Raw genomic sequence first — 19,557 nt, 5'->3', positions numbered from 1 at the left:
CCCCGTGGCGAATTGGGCACCGCTATAATCGATCAGCCTGCTGGAACGGGTATGAGCGGGCAACCAAGGGGTGAATCCGGGCCTGTTATCGGCGCAAGCTGCCACGTCGGCGGGTGCGCCGGTAACAGGCCCGTTGTTGCGCGCTGTCGTACCACGGCTTGCCGCGCGTCCCCGGCCAGCGCTGGAGTCGACGCACTCTCTCGCCTTCGGCCGGATCAAAATTCGAAAACGAGGAGAGTAGTCGATGGAACGTCGTTCCTTTCTGTTGAAAGCGTCGGCCGTGGCCGCCACCGGTGCCCTGGCCGCCTGCGGCAAGCAAGAGCAGGCCGCCGCCCCGGCCCCGGCCAGCGCGCCCGGAACGCCCGCCGCGCCTGCCGTGGTCGGCAGCAATCCGGCCGTCGAATGGCGCCTGGCGTCGAGCTTTCCGAAATCGCTCGACACCATCTACGGCGGCGCCGAGACGCTGTCCAACCGGGTCAAGGAACTGACCGACGGCAAGTTCAACATCAAGGTGTTCGCCGCCGGCGAAATCGTGCCGGGCCTGCAGGTGCTGGACGCCGTGCAGAACAACACCGTGCAGATCGGCCACACCGCCGGCTACTACTACTTCGGCAAGAACCCGACGCTGTGCTTCGACACCACCATCCCGTTCGGCCTGACCGCGCGCCAGCAGACCGCGTGGATGGTGCAGGGCAACGGCATGAAGCTGATGCGCGAGTTCTTCAAGGAATACAACGTCGTCAACTTCCTGGGCGGCAACACCAACGCGCAGATGGGCGGCTGGTTCCGCAAGGAGATCCGCACCGTCGCCGACCTGCAGGGCCTGAAGTACCGCGTCGCCGGTTTCGCCGGCGTGGTGCTGTCGCGCCTGGGCGTGGTGCCGCAGCAGATCGCCGGGGGCGACATCTATCCGGCGCTGGAGAAGGGCACCATCGATGCCGCCGAATGGGTCGGCCCGTATGACGACGAGAAGCTGGGCTTCTTCAAGGTCGCGCCGTTCTACTACTACCCGGGCTGGTGGGAAGGCAGTGCGCAGCTGTCGTTCTACGCCTCGGCCAGCGAATTCGAGAAGCTGCCGGCGCTGTACAAGCGCGCGCTGGAGACCGCGACCTTCGAAGCGCACACCACGATGATGGCCAAGTACGACACCGTCAACCCGCAAGCGCTGGCGCGCCTGCTGGAGAACGGCGTCAAGCTGCGCCCGTTCTCGCGCGAGATCATGGAGGCGTGCTTCAAGGCGACCCAGGACGCCTACGCCGAGGAGAACGCCAAGAACCCGTCGTTCAAGAAGATCTACGACGACTGGCGCGTGTTCCGCAACAACCAGGCCGCGTGGTTCAACGTCGCCGAGCAGGGCTTCGCGCAGTTCAGCTTCGCCCGCAAGCTGTAATCGGCGTTCCGCTGTCTTCCTTGCGGGCGGCTTCACGCCGCCTGCAAGGCTCGGTCCGCACCGGTAGAATCCCCTGCTTCTGAGAGGATTCTCCGATGCAGACCGGCATACTCTACGCCCTGCTGGCGTACATCATCTGGGGCCTGCTGCCCCTGTACATCAAATCCCTCCACGGCATCGCGCCCCTCGAGATCCTGCTGCACCGGATGGTGTGGTCGCTCGTGCTGCTCGGCGCCATCCTGGCGATCCGCCGGCAGTGGAACTGGCTGCGCGCGGTCTGGTCCGATCGCCGCCTGCTGCTCGGCTTCGTCGCCAGCGCCACGCTGCTGTGCGGCAACTGGTTCCTCTATATCTGGGCGGTGTCCAACGACCGCGTGGTCGACGCGAGCCTGGGCTACTTCATCAATCCGCTGTTCAGCGTGCTGCTCGGCGTGGTGTTCCTGCGCGAGCGGCTGCGGCCGGCGCAATGGGTTTCGATCGCGCTGGCGGCCGCCGGCGTGGTGTGGCTGACCTTCGCCGCCGGGCAGCTGCCGTGGATCGCGCTGGCGCTGGCCGGCACCTTCGGCGGCTATGGCCTGCTGCGCAAGACCGCGGCACTGGGCGCGCTGGAGGGGCTGTCGCTGGAGACGCTGCTGCTGTTCCCGTTCGCCGCCGGCGCGCTGGCGTGGATGTTCGCCACCGGTCAGGCGGGCTTTGCCCATGCGAGCCTGGGCGTGCAGCTGCTCGTCGCGATGGCGGGACCGGTCACCGCGGTGCCGCTGCTGTTCTTCGCCGCGGCCGCGCGGCGCATCCCGCTGTCGCTGCTGGGCCTGCTGCAGTACACCGGCCCGACGCTACAGCTGCTGCTGGGCGTCTGGCTGTATCACGAGCCGTTCCCGGCCGACAAGCAGCTGGGCTACGCGATGATCTGGGTATCGCTGGCGCTCTATGCGCTGGAGGGTTTCTGGATGTCGCGGCGCCGTTCGCCCGCGGTGGCGGTGGAGTGATCCATCGGCGGTATCGATGAACCGCCTTGTCGACGAAGCTCGATCATTCCTCGGCATCATGATTTTGCCTATCGAGCGGGTGGCCGCGACGATCGCCATGCCGGCACTTCGAACGAATCGATGCGTTTTCATCGATGCGACGGATGTGGCCGGCGCCTGCTCGGCAGCGTTTGATTATTGCCACGAATAGTCGAACGCCCAATGACCAGCACGCCGGTCCCGCCGCTGCGCAAGATCATCCATTGCGACTGCGACGCCTTCTATGCCTCGGTCGAGATGCGCGACGACCCCTCGCTGCGCGGCCGGCCGATGGCAGTCGGCGGCTCGCCGGACCGGCGCGGCGTGATCGCGACCTGCAACTACGAGGCGCGCGCCTATGGCGTGCGCTCGGCGATGTCGTCGGCGCAGGCGGTCAAGCGCTGTCCCGAGCTGCTGATCCTGCGGCCGGCGATGGACAAGTACAAGGAAGCGTCGCGCCGGATCTTCGGCATCTACCGCGAATACACCGAACTGGTCGAGCCGCTGTCGCTGGACGAGGCCTATCTGGACGTCAGCGCGTGCCGCCAGCACCAGGGCAGCGCCACGCGCATTGCCGAGGAGATCCGCCGGCGCGTGCGCGAGGAGGTCGGCGTCACGGTCTCGGCCGGCGTCGGCCCGAGCAAGTTCATCGCCAAGATCGCCAGCGACTGGAACAAGCCCGATGGCCTGTTCGTGGTGCGGCCCGAAGCGGTCGACGCCTTCGTCGCCGCCTTGCCGGTCGAGCGCATCCATGGCGTCGGGCGGGTTACCGCGGCCAAGCTCAACCGCCTCGGCGTCAAGACGTGCGCCGATCTGCGGGCCTGGACGCCGGACCTGTTTCATCGGCACTTCGGCAGTTTCGGCGGCCGGCTCTACAACCTGTGCCGCGGCATCGACGAGCGGCGCGTGTCGCCCGAGCGCGAGCGCAAGTCGATCAGCGTCGAGGAGACCTATGCCGACGACCTGCCCGACCTGCCGGCGTGCCTGGCCGAGCTCGACCCGCTGATCGCGCAGCTGGAGGCCCGCATCGCGCGGGCCGGCGCCCAGCACGTGATCCACAAGCTCACGGTCAAGCTGCGTTTCTCGGATTTTCGCCAGACCACGGTCGAATGCCGCGGGCAGATGCCGGACCGCGCCGTCTACGCGCGGTTGCTGGCCGAGGGCCATGCGCGGAGGCGGCTGCCGGTACGGCTGCTGGGCGTCGGCGTGGCGACCAGCGATCCTGACACCGCGCAGCTGGACCTGTTCCGCGATCTGGCCGATGTCGATGCGGATGTCGATGGGGATGTCGATTCAGAGATCGACGACAACGACGGTGAGGGCGAGAACGGGGGTGAGGGCGGCGGCCGCGATGGAGACGGAGACAGAGGCGGCGACTGGCACGAACGCCGCTGACGCCTGGCATCCGAGGCCCGCCGCCTCCGTCCCGGCTTACGGCAACTGGTTGCGCATCAGCACCAGCCAGGGCGCGTGCGAATTCGTGAAGCCATCCACCATTCCCGAATCGCCCAGCTCGATCAGTTCCATCGACACCGACTGCTGCAGATTGCCGCCGATGGTCTTGACCACGCGGGCGGTGGCATCGATCTCGACCACGATATCGCAGTGCATCGGCGTGGTGCCGAAGCCGATTTCGTCGACGCCGCTCAGGTATTTGTCGCGGCCGCGGCCGGCGCACAGGATGTCCCCCGGGCGCGGCATGGCCGGCAGCGGCTCGAGGCGGAAGGCCGGCGCAGGCAGGATGCCGTCGCGCGCGTCCACCACATACATCGAATGCGATTGCCCGGTCAGGAACTGGCGCTCGTTCAGCCCGGCCTGGCGCAGCACCCACGAAATGAACACCGCGGACCAGGCCCATCGTCCCTCGGTGATCTGCTGGCAATCGACCTCCTTGCCGACGATCGCCCAATAACGCTGCGCCAGCGCGCAGCCCTGCGGGGTCGCTTCCATGCCGGTGCCGTCCGGAAAGCCGGCGCAGCCGGGCGCGGCGGTGGTGCCGAAGCTCTCGTCGGTATCGGCCGACGAGGCGTTCAGCGAGCCGTTCTGCAGGAGCTCCTCGATGCCGTCAGGCAGCGCCGGCGGCGGCGGTGGCAGCGGACTGCTGACCACGCAGGCGGTGTCGTCGCGCCCGATGCGTATGGTCTGGCCACCCCAGCGCTGCCATTCCTGCAGCGCGATCTGCACGATGCGCTGGCGCGGCGTGGCGCCCGGCATCGGTGCCGGCGCCTGTACCTGGGCCTGCGGCAACGGCATCGCCTGCGGCCGCGCGGTCGGCGGCGGCGAGGGCGGCTGGGAAGGGGGCGTCGCGCACGCGGTCAGCAGGCAGGCGGCAACCGTGCCGGCAAGCACGGAAAAACGGGTACGCAGCACGGTCAACGCACGTCCCGCCAAACCCGCGGAGCGCTGTGGAAAATCATGTGAGAAACGATGTGAATAACGCTGTGGAAATCCGGGTGGCAAGGCGCGCATCGGCATGACCTGAAAACGGCGGGCTACGACGAGTAATTGGCGCGCAATGGCGCTGCAAGGCCCGTGGAATGCGGGAAAAACACGGGAAAGAACGCGGAACCGGCACGCCGCGGCAGGCTTCGCGGCACCGCATCGGGCGCCGCACGGCCCAGGGGCCGATGCCGGTGGAAAAACGGGGAAAAGCCTTGCGGCTACGTTGTGGATAACATTTCCCGCCCAGTGCCCCACGCTCGCCTTGCGGCGACGGGCGGCGGCACGGCGGGACCATGCAGAACCGGGCTTGTCGGTACCGCCTGACAGCTTACTGATTGACGGCGTCCTTGAACTTCTGGCCGGCCTTGAACTTGACCGTCTTCGCGGCTTCGACCTTGATCTCTTCGCCGGTACGCGGGTTGCGGGCCATGCGTTCGCCACGCTCGCCCTGGCTGAACGTACCAAAGCCGATCAGGCTCAGGGTGTCGCCCTTGGCAACGGCGTCCATGATGGCGTTCAGGGTCACGTTCAGTGCCTGCTCGGCCTTGGCCTTGGTCAGACCATCCACACCCGCGGCGATCGCGTCGATCAGTTCGGTTTTCGTCATGCTTCACTCCGTATCGAGTTGAAAAAACACATTGCCTTCCCGCCCGCCCGGTGTGCCGGACGTGGCCCCGGAAAAGGCGCTGCGGGCCACATCATACCGTGTCACGCCGGCCGGTCCCCGCGCGACATTGTTACAGCAACCCTTGGCTGGACAAGGCCTGCCGGGGTGGGAGGGGGGATCGCGACGGTTTACGGGCGGCACAAGCCGCCCTATGCGCTGCCGTATACGCTGTCGTCCATGGGGCCGTATACGCCCCGTGGCGGCCTCGGCTTGCCCCGGACGTGCCATGTGCCGTCCAGGGCGTTAACCGGCCTCTGAAGGCCTCTGAGGGGCTCCGAAGCCTTCCGGTCGCGTCCCGGCCGCTGCCGGCTTGGGTATACGCCGGTTTGTCGACGTTCGGCTGCCAAGGTTCAGGCGTATACCGCTGTCCGAACGATGGGCTTGCCCAGGGTATACGCGTCGAGCGGGTAACCGCGTCCGACGTATACCCGTCGATGGAGGTAAACGCAGCCCGCGGGGTTTACCTCGTTTTCCCCGTTTCGCTTCGCAGCCGACAGGGGGACGTAGTCCCTTTGGTTTAGATAGTTCTTTTGATGTATACGGATAGTAGTAGTAGGTAAACCCGCCCCCTTTCTGTGGACAAGTCGGTATACGTCAGTCGAATCAACGGTTTACCGAATGCAGAACCATCGGGACGAAATCCCGGGGCAGGTGGATGACTCAGCCGTTCGGTGGAGGACCCCGCCGACAAGGCTAGGACTTATGCCCGAGGCATCCCCATGCCAGCCCCAGGCGGCCCACATCAAACCCGCGTGCTTATCCACAGAAGAAGGCCGGGTTGTCCACAGAGCGGACCCGCATCGCGACCCCTGCCGACCGGTATACGCCGGGCGGACGGCGTGTCTGATGGACCGCTTCTTGCACGTTCTTGCGTTAACCGATCGCCGGCCCTTGCGAAACGAGGCGTCAGGCCGGCGTGAGGCGGAAGTCAGACGTGGTCACGCGGAAAGCGAGGTATACGCCCAGCCACGCACCGTCACGCGGCGCGGGTATCATCCCGCATCGCCCGGATGGCAGGCGCCGGCATCGGGCACACGACCAGCAGACAGACCAGACGACGGTAAACAGACGGTAAACAGGACGGATATGGCCGAACAGTCGAAGCGCAAGCAGGACAGCAAGGGAGAAAAGAGCGACAAGGCGGGCAAGGCCGCGAAGGCGCAAGAGCTGGAAAAGGTCGAAAAGGCGGGGAAAGCGGCAAAAGCGGCAAAAGAGAAGAAGCCCAGGACCGCCAAGGACCGCATCGAGGTCCGCCAGTCCGGCGTGCACGGCAAGGGCGTCTATGCGATCGCGCCGATCGCCGCGGGCGAACGGATCATCGAATACAAGGGCGAGCGCATCTCGTGGGAGACCGCGCTGGATCGCCATCCGCACGATCCGACCGACCCCAACCACACCTTCTATTTCAGCCTCGAGGGCGGCGACGTGCTCGACGCCAAGTTCGGCGGCAACCGCTCGCGCTGGATCAACCATGCCTGCGAGCCGAACTGCGAGGCGCGCGAGAAGAAGGGCCGGGTGTTCATCCACGCGCTGCGCGATATCGAGGCCGGCGAGGAACTGTTCTACGACTACGGGCTGGTGATCGACGCCCGCTATACGAAGAAGCTGAAGAAGGAGTTCGAGTGCCGCTGCGGCAGCCCGAACTGCCGCGGCACCATGCTGGCGCCCAAGGGCAAGCGCTGAAGCCCTGCCGCCGGGGCGCGGTCCAGGGCTAGCCCGCGCCCGGCGCCTCGCACGGAATCCGGATCACGAAGCGCATGGTCGCGCGCGCCTGGCCATCGGCGCGCTGCGAGTCGCCTTGTGATTCGCCTTGTGATTCGCCTTGTGATTCTCGCTGCGATTCCCGCTGCGATTCGCGCCGTGATTCCACCTCGGGCACGTCCTCGATGCTGATGCTGCCGTGATGCAGGCTGATGATCTCGTGGACGATCGCCAGTCCCAGCCCGGCGCCGCCCGGGGTGGCTTCGGGACTGCGCCCGGGCACATGGTCGCCACGGAAGAAGCGCTTGAACACCTCCTCGCGCCGCGCCGGCGCAATGCCGGGCCCGTTGTCCTCGATCATCACCACCGCCATGCCGCGATGGCCGATCGCCTCGCCGCCGGCGCGCACGGTGATGCGGCCGCCGGCGGGCACATACTTGACCGCGTTGTCGATCAGATTGTTCAGCGCCTCGCGCAGCAGCAGCCGGTTGCCGCGCACCATCGAGGGCGCGGCGCCGGTGAAGGTCGGCCCCGGCAGCGTCTCGAAACCCAGGTCGATATGGCGCGCCAGCGCCTGCGGCACCCATTCGGCGCCGGTCTCGAAGGCCAGCGTCGCCAGGTCGAAATGCTCGATCGGACCGAGGCGCTCCAGCGACAGGCCGGGCTCGGCGCGCGCCAGCGACAGCAGCTGGTTCGACAGCCGCACCGCGCGGTCCGCCGCCGATTGCAGCTCGCGCAGCGCGTGGCGCGTGACCTCCGGGTTCTCCGCCTCGACCGCGCGGTCGGCATGCAGCTTGACCGCGGTCAGCGGCGTGCGCAACTGGTGGGCGGCATCGGCGATGAACTTGCGCTGGGCGTCGAGGGCGTCGCGCAGCCGCGCCAGCAGCGCGTTCAGCGCGCGGATCAGCGGCTCGACCTCGGCCGGCACCTGGGTCTCGTCGAGCGAGGCCAGCGAGCGTGCGGTCTGCCGGTTCAGCTTGTCGGTCAGGATCTGCAGCGGCACCAGCTCTTCCTTCAGCACGTGCGACAGGATCAGGCTGCCGACCAGCAGCAGCAGGATCAGCGGCACCGACACCGACAGCAGGATTTCGTTGGCGGCCGTCTCGCGCCGGTCCAGCAGCTCGGCCACCTCGACGACGATGGGGCCGCGTGACGGCGAACCGGCGGCCTGCGGCGCGCTGGCCGAGCCCGCGGCGTCGTTCGGCACGCTGTCGGTTACGTTGTCCGCCACGCCGCCCGCCATGTCGGCGGTGGTATCGATGTCGCCATCGGCGGGGGTCGTCTGCACCGGATCCAGATGCACCGGCAGCCGCACCGCCCGTACCTGCCGTCCGCTGAACCAGGCGTAGAACAGCCGCGCGTCGTGCAGCGTGGTCTGGCCGGTGCCGTAGCCCAGCCAGGTATCCATGCCGCCGATCAGCCCGTCGGGCCCGTGGATGCGCCAGTAGATGCGGTCGCTGCCCTCGGCCTCGACCAAGGTCTGCGCGATCGCGGGGATGTCGTGTTCGAGCCGGGGACCGGCGATGCGGATCTGCTGGGCGATATTGTTGGCGACGCCGTACAGCGCGCGGTCGAACACCTGCGTGGTGTAGTGCGCCGCGAGCCAGTAGGACAGCGAGCCGCTGGCGAGCACCAGCGCGAACAGCGGCGTGGCCAGCGCCCGCAGCAGATGGACGCGCAGGCTCTGGGTCGAGGCCAGGCGTACCTGCTGGGCGCCGCCGTTTGAACGGGAACCGCCAGCCCCGCCAGAACCGCCGGCCCCTCCGTTGCCGTTGGTCCCCCCGGTACCGCCCTGGCCGCCGGATGGACCTTCGCCGCGCGCGCTCCGCAGAGGCGCCTGGAGCCGCCGCACGCCGCGCCTCGCGCTAGGCCTGGCCGCGGCTTTGCAGCAGGTAGCCGAAGCCGCGCACCGTCACGATCTCGACGTCGCTGTCCTCGAGCTTCTTGCGCACGCGATGGACGTAGACCTCGATCGCGGTATCGCCGACGGTGTCGCCGCCATCGCCGGCCGGATGGGCGAAGGTCGCCAGGTGGTCCTGCAGCTGGGCCTTGCTGACCACGCGCCCTTGCCGCTGCAGCAGCAGCTCGAGCACCGCGAACTCGCGCGGCGACAGTTCCAGCGGCTTGCCGTCGAGGAACATGCGCCGGTCGCTGCCCGACAGCCGCAGCCGGCCCAGCCGCACGTCGCGGTCGGGCGCCGCCTCGCCATGCTGGCTGCGGCGCAGCAGCACGCGCACGCGCGCCTCCAGTTCGGGAAAGGCGAAGGGCTTGACCAGGTAGTCGTCGGCGCCGGCGTTCAGGCCGGACAGCTTGTCCTCGAGTTCGTCGCGCGCGGTCAGGATCAGCACCGGGGTGGTGCGGTTGCGGGCGCGGTAGCGCGACAGCAGGGTCATGCCGTCGATGCCGGGCAGGCCCAGGTCGAGGATCACCAGGTCGTGCTGCTCCTTGAGCAGATGCTCGGTGGCATAGACCCCGTCATGGACGACGCGCACCTGGTGCCCCGCCTGGAACAGGCCGGCTTCGACGCCGCTGGCGATCTGGCGGTCGTCTTCGATCAACAGGATGCGCATGGGCGAAAGGTTCGGCTGGGTTCGGCAGGGGTGCTTGGAGGAGCGCCGCAGGTAGCGCGGCTGGCGTCGCGCTTCGGGTGCCGGGCGCCCCGCCTGGCCGCCGATTGTACCGCGCAAGGCGTGGGCCTTCCTTTCGATTGGCTTGCGGCGGGGGACCGCGGTTGGTCACGCTGGGCCCGGCGGTGCGCCCCCCGGGTCGGGCCTGCGATCGGGCTACGCGGCGGCTCCCCGCGGTCGGCGCCCGATGTCTGGCAACACGCCTTTACCAGCGCGCCCCGCCGCTCAGCGCTCAGCGCTTGGCCAGCGTCGCCGCGGCCTGCTCGATGAAGCGCGCCAGGTCGATATCGCGCTGGGTCAGGCCGTTGGCGTCATGGGTCGACAGCGTGATGTCGACGCGGTTGTAGACGTTGAACCATTCGGGATGGTGGTCGGCCTTCTCGGCCTGCATCGCCACGCGCGTCATGAAGGCGAAGGCGGCGTTGAAGTCGGCGAAGGTGAAGCGCTTGTGGATCGCGTCGCGATCGGCGACCGCGGTCCAGCCGGGCAGCGACGCCAGCAGCGGCGCGCGTTCCTGTTCGGACAAGGGGGAAAGGGTGGCAGACGTCATGATGGCAAGGCCCGGAAAGTCGAAATCGGAAAATGGCAGAGCCGGCCCGCCCGGCCGTTGCGGTCGGGCATGCCGGCATTCTTTCATAAAGCCCGGCAATGGGGCGGAATGGCGTGGAACAGGCGCGCAACGGACGTGCAATCGGCGCGAACCAGCGCGCAACCGGCGTCCCGCAAAGGGCCGCCGAACGCAGCGGCCTCAGATATCGTCGCTGTCGCTCCAACCCTCGCGGTTGCCGACCTGCAGCACCTGGTCGCCCTCGGCGATGTCGCCCGCGCCCAGCGTCGGCTGCTGGCGCAGCTCGGCGTACAGCGGCGTGAAGTCCGGGCGGGTCGCGTCGAACAGCTGTTCGAAGCTGTCGATGACGAAATAGGTCTTCTGGAAGGTGTCGATCCGGTAGCGGGTGCGCATGATGCGGCGGACGTCGAAGCCGATCCGGTTCGGGCTGGCCGAGTCCAGGCTGTAGATCGACTCGCCCTGGCTCGACACGATGCCGGCGCCGTAGATGCGCAGGCCCTCGGGCGTGCGGATCAGGCCGAATTCGACGGTGTACCAGTACAGCCGCGCCAGCATGTCGAGCGCGCCCATGCCCGCCGCCTTCAGGCCGCCCTGGCCGTAGGCCTGCATGTAATCGGCGAAGACCGGGTTGATCAGCAGCGGCACGTGGCCGAACACGTCGTGGAAGCAGTCCGGCTCCTGCAGGTAGTCCAGCTGCTCCGGCTTGCGCATCCACCAGCTGGCCGGAAAGCGCCGGTTGGCCAGATGCTCGAAGAAGACCTCGTCCGGCACCAGGCCCGGCACCGCGACCACCTGCCAGCCGGTGGCGGCCATCAGCTTGTCGTTCAGGCGGGCGAAGTCGGGCACGCGGTCGGCGTCCATGCCCAGCGTGTCCAGGCCGCGCAGGAATTCGTCGCAGACCCGGCCGCGCAGCATCGAGGCCTGGCGCGCGTACAGCTGGCGCCAGACGGCGTGGTCGGCGTCGGTGTAGCGGTGCAGCGGCTGCGCGATGGTGAAGTCCGGGTTCAGGTCCGGGTCGGACAGCAGGCCGGCTTCGAACTGCTCCTTCAGCTTGTCGGTCAGCGTGCCGGCAAAGGCGGGCGCCGACGCGGCTTTCTGGTCCTGGGTCTGGTCGAGGATCGCTTCCATCTGGCTTGTCTCCGGCGATTCGGTGGGGCCATGCCCTGGGCCGTGGCGGCTGGGGCGGCCGCTGTGGTGTCCGCTGTCGTGTCCACTACCGTGGACGGGCGCGCCCGGGCTGGCATTTGCAGGTTTGCCGCACGCGGTCCCTCGCGCATGCGGGATTTCTGCAAAGTCTACCGAGATGGCGCTGCAAAGAGCCCGCAAAAACGGCTTGGATTGCCGTTCCGATGCGGGTAATCTGCATAAAACGCAAAACCGATGCAGGATCCTTGTATGCTGAGCCTCGACAACTTCGATCTGGCCCTGCTGGCCGCGCTGCAGGCCGATGGCCGCAGCACGCACCAGCAGCTGGCCGAGCAGGTCCATCTGTCGCCTAGCCAGGTGGGCCGGCGCATCGCCCGGCTGGAGGCCGAGGGCGTGATCGCCGGCTACCGGGTCGTGCTGTCGCCGCCCGCGCTGGGCCTGGGCGTACTGGTCTTTACCAGCGTCAAGCTGGCCCACCATGGCGACACGGCGATCGAACGCTTCCGCGAGGAGATCCTGCTGCTCGAGGAGGTGCAGGAGTGCTACTCCGTCGCCGGCGAGGCGGACTACCTGCTGCGCATCGTCGTCACCGACCTGCCGGCGCTGTCCGATTTCACCATGCGCAAGCTGATGCGCGTGCCCGGCGTCGAGAGCGTGCGTTCCAATATCGTGCTGACCGCGCTGAAGCGGGAAGGGGCGTTGCCGCTGTCGCATCTGCGGTGACACTGCGGCGCTGACGCCTGGCTGACCCTTCCGGCGCTGACCTTTCGGCGCTGACCCGTCGGTTGGCTTGCGCGCCGGCGCCTCGCATGTCACTCTCGCCAGGTGCCCGCTGATGCACCAGAGCGGGGCGACCATCCGGAGAGGGATCAGATGCGAGACCGGGCCACGGGCGTTGGCGGGGAAGGCGAAATGAAGGAAGTGGCGGACGTCGCGGCGGAAGCAGCGTCGGTCGTCCCGGCAGACATGGCGGCAGACGTCCCGGGCGATGTTGCCAGGCGCAGTGCTCGCAGGCCGGACCGCCGGCGCCTGTTCGCCCATGCCCTAGCGGCATGCGTACTGGGGTTCGGCACCCACGCCGCGCTGGCCACCCAACTGACGCGTATTTCCCCGGAAGGCCAGGCTTCCAAGGTCCGCCAGGTCACGCTGCGCTTCGACCAGTCGATGGTGCCGCTGGGCGACCTGCGCGCGACCGCGCCGGCTGCCGTGCAATGTACCGGCGCCGCGCCGGCCGACCTGGCCGGCGAAGGCCGCTGGGTCGACGACCGCAACTGGGTGTTCGATTTCGTCCGCGACCTGCCGCCCGGGGTGTCGTGCACGGTCCGGCTGCGCGCGGGCCTGAAGAGCCAGGCCGGCCAGGACTATCGCGGCAAGTCCGAATACCGCTTCGAGACCGGCGGTCCGATCGTGGTGTCCAGCCGCCCCTCCGGGGGCGAGATCGAGGAGGACCAGGTCTTCGCGCTGCGCTTCAACGGTCCGGCGACGCCGGACTCGGTGCGCCAGCATGCGTGGTGCCAGGCGCAGGGCGTCGGCGAGATGATTCCGGTGCGGCTGGTCACCGGCGCGGACCGCGAGGCGGTGCTCAAGGCGCTGGGATGGAAGCCGCGCAGTGCCGACAGCGTGCATCTGCTGGCCTGCCAGCAGCGGCTGCCCGCCGGCGCCAGGATGGAACTGCTGCTGACGCCGGGCATCGCGACGCCGTCGGGCCTGGCCAGCAAGGAAGGGCGCCGTTTCGAATACCGCGTGCGCGAGCCGTTTACCGCCAGCTTCAGCTGCGAGCGCGAGAACGCGCAGGCGCCCTGCACGCCGCTGCGGCCGATCACGCTCGAGTTCTCGGCGCCGATCGCGCGCCGCGCGGCCGAATCGGTGGTGCTGCGCACGCCGTCGGGACCGGTGGCGCCGAAGCTGGAGGCGAACCTGGCCGCCGATGCCACGATCACCTCGCTGCGCTTCGAGCCGCCGTTCGCCGAGAACGCCAATCTGACACTCGAGTTGCCGTCCGGCCTGAAGGACGAAAGCGGCCGGCCGCTGAACAACGCCGACCTGTTTCCGCTGCGGGTGGCCACCGCGCCGATGCCGCCGCTGGCCAAGTTCGCCGCGGCGCCGTTCGGCGTGATCGAGCGCTTCGGCGAGTTGCCCAGGAGCAAGACCGACAAGCCGGCCGACTATCCGCCGCTGCTGCCGGTCACGCTGCGTCATGTCGAGCGTGAACTGAAAGTGCTCGGCGTGCGCGCCGAGGCGGGCATGGTCAGCCGGGTCCGGGTCGACGACGATGCCGCGGTGCTGCGCTGGCTGGCGCTGGTGCGGCGCATGCACGAGACCAGCTGGACCCGCGCCGAACTCGACGCGATCCTGGCCGGCAAGCCGCCGTCGGCGGCGCGCATTCCGCGCAACGCGCCGCAGGTGGAAACGCGTGCCGTGTCGCTGCTGGCCGGGGTGCCCGGCGTGCGCAAGCTGGCCGTGCCGGCCTCGGTGGGCGAGGGCGCCGGCCGGCCGTTCGAGGTGGTCGGCATTCCGCTGCCGGAGCCGGGCTTTCACGTGGTCGAGATCGCCTCGCCGAATCTTGGCGCGGCGCTGCTGGGCAAGCCGGCGCCGATGTATGTCCGCACCGCGGCGCTGGTCACCAACCTCGGCGTGCACTTCAAGGCCGGGCGCGACAACGCGATGGCGTGGGTTACCACGCTCGATGGCGGCAAGCCGGTGCGCGAGGCCAGCGTCGCGGTGCGCGACTGCAGCGGCAAGCTGATCGCCACCGCGCGCACCGACGATGCCGGCGTCGCGCGCTTCGGCCGGCTGGGCGATGGAGGCGACGGCGAGGGCGGCAGCGGGACCGGCCGCTATTGCGAGGATACCGGGCTGTCGGGCTACTTCGTCTCGGCGCGCATCGTCGCCGCGCATCCGCAGGCGCGCGGCCAGGCCGACATGGCCTTCGTGATGTCCGACTGGAACCGCGGCATCGAGAGCTGGCGCTTTCATGTGCCGACCGATACCAGCGCCACGCCCACGGTCCGCGCGCATACGGTGTTCGACCGCACGCTGCTGTCCTCGGGCGAGACCGTCTCGATGAAGCACTACCTGCGCGTCGAGACCTCGAGCGGCTTCGCGTTGCCGCCGGGCGGCGCCGGCGAGTCCGGACAGCTGCCGGACAAGCTGGTGATCCGCCACGAGGGCAGCGGCCAGACCTACGAGCAGCCGCTGCAATGGCGCACCACCGCCTCGGGCGGGCGCAGCGCGGAGAGCCGCTTCGCGCTGCCGCCTGCGGCCAAGCTGGGCCGCTACACGGTGGAGCTGGCCGACGCGCGCCAGCGCAGCTACGACAGCGGCGCCTTCCGCGTCGAGGCCTTCCGGCTGCCGGTGCTGACCGGCACGGTGCGCGCCGCGGCCGCCGGCGGTGCGCAGGCGCTGGTCGCGCCAAAGTCGCTGCCGCTCGATGTCGAGGTGCATTACGTGTCCGGCGGCGCGGCGGCGGGTTTGCCGGTGCGGGTGTCCGCGCTGCTGCGCGACCGTATGCCGCGCTTTGCCGATGCCCCCGGCTACAGCTTCGATGCGCCGCGTGCGGCGGACGAGCAGCGCGAGGAGTCGGACGAGATTGAAGATCAAGACCAGGACCGGGCGTCGGCGCAGGACGGCCAGACGCTGATCGCCGACAAGCGCGCGCTGACGCTGGACGCCAACGGCGGCGGCCGTCTGACGCTCGACACGCTGCCGCCGGTGACCGCGCCGCGCGATCTGCTGGTCGAGGCCGCCTTCGCCGATCCCAACGGCGAGATCCAGACGCTGCGGCAGACGTTGCCGCTGTGGCCCGCCGCGGTGGTCGCCGGCATTCGCGCCGACGACTGGGTTGCGGTCAAGCGCCAGGCCACGGTGCACGGCATCGCGTTCGATATCGACGGCAAGCCGCGCGCCGGCGTGCCGATGGAGGTGCACGCGCGCGCGCGCATCACGACCTCGGCGCGCAAGCGCGTGGTCGGCGGCTTCTATCGCTACGACAACCGCACCGAGGTGCGCGACCTGGGCAAGGTCTGCGAGGCGAAGACCGATGCGCGCGGCCGCATGCAGTGCGCGGTGACGCTGGAGCAGACCGGCGAGGTGGAACTGATCGCCCGTGCCCGCGACGATGCGGGCCGCGTCTCCGAAGCGGGCACCAGCGTGTGGGTCACCGGCCAGGGCGAGCTGTGGTTCGGCGGCGAGAACCACGACCGCATCGACGTGCTGCCCGAGCGGCCGTCCTATGCGCCCGGCGATACCGCGCGCTTCCAGGTACGGATGCCGTTCCGCCAGGCCACCGCGCTGGTGGCCGTCGAACGCGAGGGCATCCTGGAGACCCACGTGGTGACACTGGCGGGCAAGGACCCGACCGTCAGCGTCAAGGTCAAGCCCGAATGGGGGCCGAACGTCTACGTGTCGGTGCTGGCGCTGCGCGGACGCCTGCACGAGGTGCCCTGGTATTCCTTCTTCACCTGGGGCTGGCGCGAGCCGCGCGAATGGTGGCGCGCCTTCCGCAGCGAGGGGCGGGAGTACGTCGCGCCGACCCCGCTGGTCGACCTGTCGAAGCCGGCGTTCCGGCTCGGGCTGGCCGAGATCCGCGTCGGCAACGAGGCGCACCGGCTCGACGTCAAGGTCGCCACCGACCGCGCCAGCTACCCGGTGCGGGGCCAGGCCAAGGTGACGGTGCAGGTCACGCTGCCGGACGGCAAGCCGGCCGCCAACGGCGAGGTCGCGCTGGCCGCGGTCGACGAGGCGCTGCTCGAACTGATGCCCAATACCAGCTGGAACCTGCTCGAGGCGATGCTGCAGCGGCGCAGCTACGGGGTGGAAACGGCGACCGCGCAGATGGAGATCGTCGGGCGGCGCCACTATGGCCGCAAGGCGGTGCCGGCCGGCGGTGGGGGCGGCAAGAATCCGACCCGCGAACTGTTCGACACGCTGCTGCTGTGGAACCCGCGCGTGCAGCTCGACGCGGCCGGCAAGGCCACGCTGACCGTGCCGCTGAACGATTCGCTGACGCGCTTTCGCATCGTCGCGATCGCTGATCTTGGCGTCTCGCGCTTCGGCACCGGCAGCACCACCGTGGCGGCGACGCAGGATCTGCAGCTGATCTCGGGTTTGCCGCCGCTGGTGCGCGAGGGCGATCGCTACCGCGCGATGTTTACGCTGCGCAATACCACGGCACGGGCGATGACGGTGCAGGTCAGCGCGCGCAGCGTGGCGGCCGGTGCGGGCGGCCGGGTTGGCGTCAATGGTGGCGCCATGGCAGGCGCCGCTGCCGGTGCTATCCCCGGTGCCGGCGCCGCCTCCGCTGCTGCCTCTGCTGCTGCCTCCGGCGCCGCGGCTTCCGATCCGGCGGCAGCGGCGCTGCCCACGCAGACGGTATCGATTCCGGCCGGCCAGGCGCGGGAGATCGGCTGGGACGTGGTCGCGCCGCTGATCGCGCAGGGCAGCGGCCAGGCGACCGCCACCGAGAGCGAGACGCAGTGGGAGATCGCGGCAACCGAGACGGGCAAGGCCGGCGGCGCGGGGGCCACAGGCGGCACAGGCGGCACAGGGGGCACGGGCGGCGACGGTCCCGCCTCCGACCGCATCCGCATCGTCCAGCGGCTGGCCGCGGCGGTGCCGCTGACCGTGCAGCAGGGCACGCTGGCACAGCTGGCGCCGGGCCTGTCGGTGCCGGTCCGCGCCCCCGCGGCCGCGCTGCGCGATCCGTCCGGGGCGCCGCGCGGCGGCCTGCAGATCGGCCTGCAATCGTCGCTGGCCGGCGGCCTGCCCGGCGTGCGCGACTGGTTCGCCCGCTATCCGTATACCTGCCTGGAGCAGCGTGCGTCGAAGGCCGTGGGCCTGGGCGACGCCGCCGGCTGGCAGGCGCTGATGGCGCAACTGCCGGCCTATCAGGACGACGACGGGCTGGTCGCCTATTTCCCGATGCAGGGCGACGCGGTGCGCGACGGCGGCAGCGAGGTGCTGACCGCCTATCTGCTGGCGCTGGCCGACGAGGCGCATCGCGCCGGGCTGCCGCTGCAACTGCCGGCGCAGGCGCGCGAGCGGATGGAACAGGCGCTGGCCGCCTTCGTCGAGGGCCGGCTGCAGCGCCGCCCGTGGGCGCCGACCGCCGACCTGGAGATCCGCAAGCTGGCCGCGCTCGAGGCGCTGTCGCGCGGCGGCAAGGCGCAGGCCCGCATGCTCGGCTCGATCCAGATCGCGCCGCAGCAGTGGCCGACCTCGGCGCTGCTCGATTGGACCGCGTTGCTGCAGCGCCTGCCCGATGTGCCGCAGCGCGAGGCGCGGCTGGCCGAGGCGCAGCGCCTGCTGCGCGCGCGCCTGGACCTGCAGGGCACGCGGCTGGCGTTCTCGACCGAGCGCGACGACCATTGGTGGTGGCTGATGGCGGGCGGCGACATCAACGCCGCGCGGCTGCTGACGCTGGCGCTGGAACTGCCCGACTGGCGCGAGGATGCGCCGCGGCTGGCCAGCGGCCTGCTGGGCCGCCAGAGCGCCGGCGCATGGAACACCACCAATGCGAATGCCTGGGGCGTACTGGCGGTGCGCCGGTTCGCGCAGGTCTTCGAGCGCGAACCGGTGGGCGGTGCCACGCGCGTGACGCTGGGCGAGGCCGCGCGCAGCTTCGACTGGCGCTCGGCCGCGACGGGCAAGGACGGCGTGGCGACGGGCGCGCTGATGCTGCCCTGGCCCGTGCAGCCGCCCCAGCCCGGTCCGTCCGCCGCCCGGGCCACGCTGCAGCTGCAGCACGAGGGCGCCGGCCGGCCGTGGGCGACGGTACGCGCGCTGGCGGCGGTCCCGCTGGCCGAGCCGATCGCCGCCGGCTACCGCATCCGCCGCAGCGTCAGCGCGGTCGAGCAGGCCACGCCGGGCCGCTGGTCGCGCGGCGACATCTATCGCGTCAAGCTGGAGATCGACGCGCAGGCCGACATGACCTGGGTCGTGGTCAGCGATCCGGTGCCCGGGGGCGCCACCATCCTCGGCAGCGGGCTGGGCCGCGATTCGCAGATCGCCACGCGCGGCGAGCGCCGCACCGGCGCCTGGCCGGCCTTCAGCGAGCGCACGCCGCAAGCCTACCGCGAGTACTACGCCCATCTGCCGAAGGGCACGGCGAACATCGAGTACACCGTGCGGCTGAACAACGCCGGCGAGTTCGCGCTGCCGCCGACGCGCGTGGAGGCGATGTACGCGCCCGAGGTGTTCGGTGCCGCGCCCAATGCGCGCCTGACCGTGGGGCAGCGTCCGTGAGCGATGTCCTGGAACGGCGCGGCTGGACGATGCCGCCGCGGGTGCGCGAATGGTGGATGGCCGGCGCGGTCGCCGGCACCATCTACGGCACGCTGCTGGTCAGCGCCGCGCTGGAGCTGCCGCCCGGCACGCCGCTGACGGGCAGCTTCGCCTGGCAGCCGGCGTGGAAGACCGCGATGGTGCTGCTGCTGGCGCGCGCGGCGTGGTTCCATCCGGTACGCCGCGAGCGCCGCTGGCTGATCGCCGCGCTGCTGTTCTCCGCGAGCGGCGATCTGTTGCTCGCGGTACCGTGGCTGCCGTTCTCCTTCGTCGGCGGGCTGGGATTCTTCCTGCTGGCGCATCTGGCCTATCTTGCTCTGCTGTTGCCGCTGTTGGGCGACGACCGCCCGCACCGGCTGCTCGCCTGCGGCGCGGTGATCGGTGCGGTGGGCACGCTGCTGGGACGCTTCTGGCCCAACCTTGGCACGCTGACGGTCGAGGTCTGCGCCTATGTCGTCGCGCTGACCGCGATGGCCTGCGCGGCGCTGCTGGCGCGGCTGCCGACGCCGCTGGCCGCGCTCGGCGCGCTGTGCTTCGTCGTGTCCGACGCGCTGGTCGGCATCGCGCGCTTCCTGTCGCCGTTCGATCGTTTCGAACTGGGCATCTGGTGGACCTATGCCGCGGCGCAGGTGCTGCTGGTCGCGGGCATCGTCGCGGGGCGGCGGCCATGAGGCAGGGGACGGGTTCGCTGGGCTCGTTGCGGGTGGCCAGGGCCCCGGCACTGCCGCGGG

14 protein-coding genes are annotated in these 19,557 nt (G+C 69.9%); 8 read left to right on the top strand and 6 right to left on the bottom strand.

What is annotated here, in order from left to right:
• Window positions 1–244 precede the first annotated feature (244 nt).
• From F1599_RS11255 to dinB, 4 genes are all read left to right on the top strand, one after another.
• Window positions 245–1,390, top strand: coding sequence for a TRAP transporter substrate-binding protein (locus F1599_RS11255; protein ID WP_149317448.1), 1,146 nt, complete (start codon window positions 245–247; stop codon window positions 1,388–1,390).
• Between the two features lie 95 nt (window positions 1,391–1,485).
• A complete protein-coding gene (gene rarD, locus F1599_RS11250; protein WP_150083151.1) occupies window positions 1,486–2,376 on the top strand; it encodes an EamA family transporter RarD in 891 nt (296 codons plus the stop codon).
• A gap of 16 nt (window positions 2,377–2,392) precedes the next feature.
• Window positions 2,393–2,566, top strand: coding sequence for a hypothetical protein (locus tag F1599_RS25835; protein ID WP_190286341.1), 174 nt, complete (start codon window positions 2,393–2,395; stop codon window positions 2,564–2,566).
• A gap of 11 nt (window positions 2,567–2,577) precedes the next feature.
• Window positions 2,578–3,789, top strand: a complete 1,212-nt coding sequence (dinB, locus tag F1599_RS11245) for a DNA polymerase IV (RefSeq protein ID WP_150083149.1) — start codon at window positions 2,578–2,580, stop codon at window positions 3,787–3,789.
• A 36-nt stretch (window positions 3,790–3,825) separates the two neighbouring features.
• Here the strand turns inward: dinB and F1599_RS11240 are convergent, their stop codons facing one another.
• Both F1599_RS11240 and F1599_RS11235 read right to left on the bottom strand, forming a co-directional pair.
• On the bottom strand, window positions 3,826–4,869 hold the full coding sequence (locus tag F1599_RS11240; RefSeq protein WP_149317451.1) for a DUF2272 domain-containing protein: 1,044 nt from the start codon (window positions 4,867–4,869) through the stop codon (window positions 3,826–3,828).
• Between the two features lie 295 nt (window positions 4,870–5,164).
• Window positions 5,165–5,443 (bottom strand): HU family DNA-binding protein, encoded by a 279-nt coding sequence (locus F1599_RS11235; protein WP_006579334.1) that lies wholly within the window; start codon window positions 5,441–5,443, stop codon window positions 5,165–5,167.
• A 1,146-nt stretch (window positions 5,444–6,589) separates the two neighbouring features.
• Between F1599_RS11235 and F1599_RS11230 the strand changes: the two genes are divergently transcribed.
• Entirely contained in the window at window positions 6,590–7,186 is a 597-nt protein-coding gene (locus tag F1599_RS11230) for an SET domain-containing protein (protein ID WP_149317452.1), read from the top strand.
• Window positions 7,187–7,214: 28 nt separating this feature from the next.
• Here F1599_RS11230 and F1599_RS11225 read toward each other — a convergent pair whose 3' ends face one another.
• From F1599_RS11225 to phhA, 4 genes are all read right to left on the bottom strand, one after another.
• Window positions 7,215–8,903 carry a sensor histidine kinase gene (locus tag F1599_RS11225; protein WP_223819600.1) on the bottom strand — a complete coding sequence of 563 codons (1,689 nt, stop codon included), beginning with the start codon at window positions 8,901–8,903 and terminating at the stop codon, window positions 7,215–7,217.
• A 166-nt stretch (window positions 8,904–9,069) separates the two neighbouring features.
• Window positions 9,070–9,774, bottom strand: coding sequence for a response regulator transcription factor (locus F1599_RS11220; protein WP_023263551.1), 705 nt, complete (start codon window positions 9,772–9,774; stop codon window positions 9,070–9,072).
• 289 nt (window positions 9,775–10,063) lie between these two features.
• Window positions 10,064–10,381: a 4a-hydroxytetrahydrobiopterin dehydratase gene (locus F1599_RS11215; protein WP_149317453.1), complete on the bottom strand. Its 318-nt coding sequence runs from the start codon at window positions 10,379–10,381 to the stop codon at window positions 10,064–10,066.
• Window positions 10,382–10,579: 198 nt separating this feature from the next.
• Window positions 10,580–11,527 (bottom strand): phenylalanine 4-monooxygenase, encoded by a 948-nt coding sequence (phhA, locus tag F1599_RS11210; protein WP_150083147.1) that lies wholly within the window; start codon window positions 11,525–11,527, stop codon window positions 10,580–10,582.
• Between the two features lie 267 nt (window positions 11,528–11,794).
• On the opposite strand from phhA, the gene F1599_RS11205 reads away from it, so the two are divergent.
• The 3 genes from F1599_RS11205 (at window position 11,795) to F1599_RS11195 (ending at window position 19,497) form a co-directional block, all read left to right on the top strand.
• Window positions 11,795–12,268: an Lrp/AsnC family transcriptional regulator gene (locus F1599_RS11205; protein WP_150083145.1), complete on the top strand. Its 474-nt coding sequence runs from the start codon at window positions 11,795–11,797 to the stop codon at window positions 12,266–12,268.
• A gap of 243 nt (window positions 12,269–12,511) precedes the next feature.
• Window positions 12,512–18,787: an alpha-2-macroglobulin family protein gene (locus F1599_RS11200; RefSeq protein WP_223819579.1), complete on the top strand. Its 6,276-nt coding sequence runs from the start codon at window positions 12,512–12,514 to the stop codon at window positions 18,785–18,787.
• A gap of 29 nt (window positions 18,788–18,816) precedes the next feature.
• Window positions 18,817–19,497 (top strand): lysoplasmalogenase, encoded by a 681-nt coding sequence (locus F1599_RS11195; RefSeq protein WP_149317623.1) that lies wholly within the window; start codon window positions 18,817–18,819, stop codon window positions 19,495–19,497.
• The last annotated feature ends 60 nt before the right edge of the window (window positions 19,498–19,557 follow it).

This window comes from Cupriavidus cauae (assembly GCF_008632125.1).
In the GTDB taxonomy this organism is placed as follows: Bacteria; Pseudomonadota; Gammaproteobacteria; order Burkholderiales; family Burkholderiaceae; genus Cupriavidus; species Cupriavidus cauae.
Note: the sequence above shows the minus strand (reverse complement) of the source record. Positions and strands in the feature narration are given on the sequence as shown.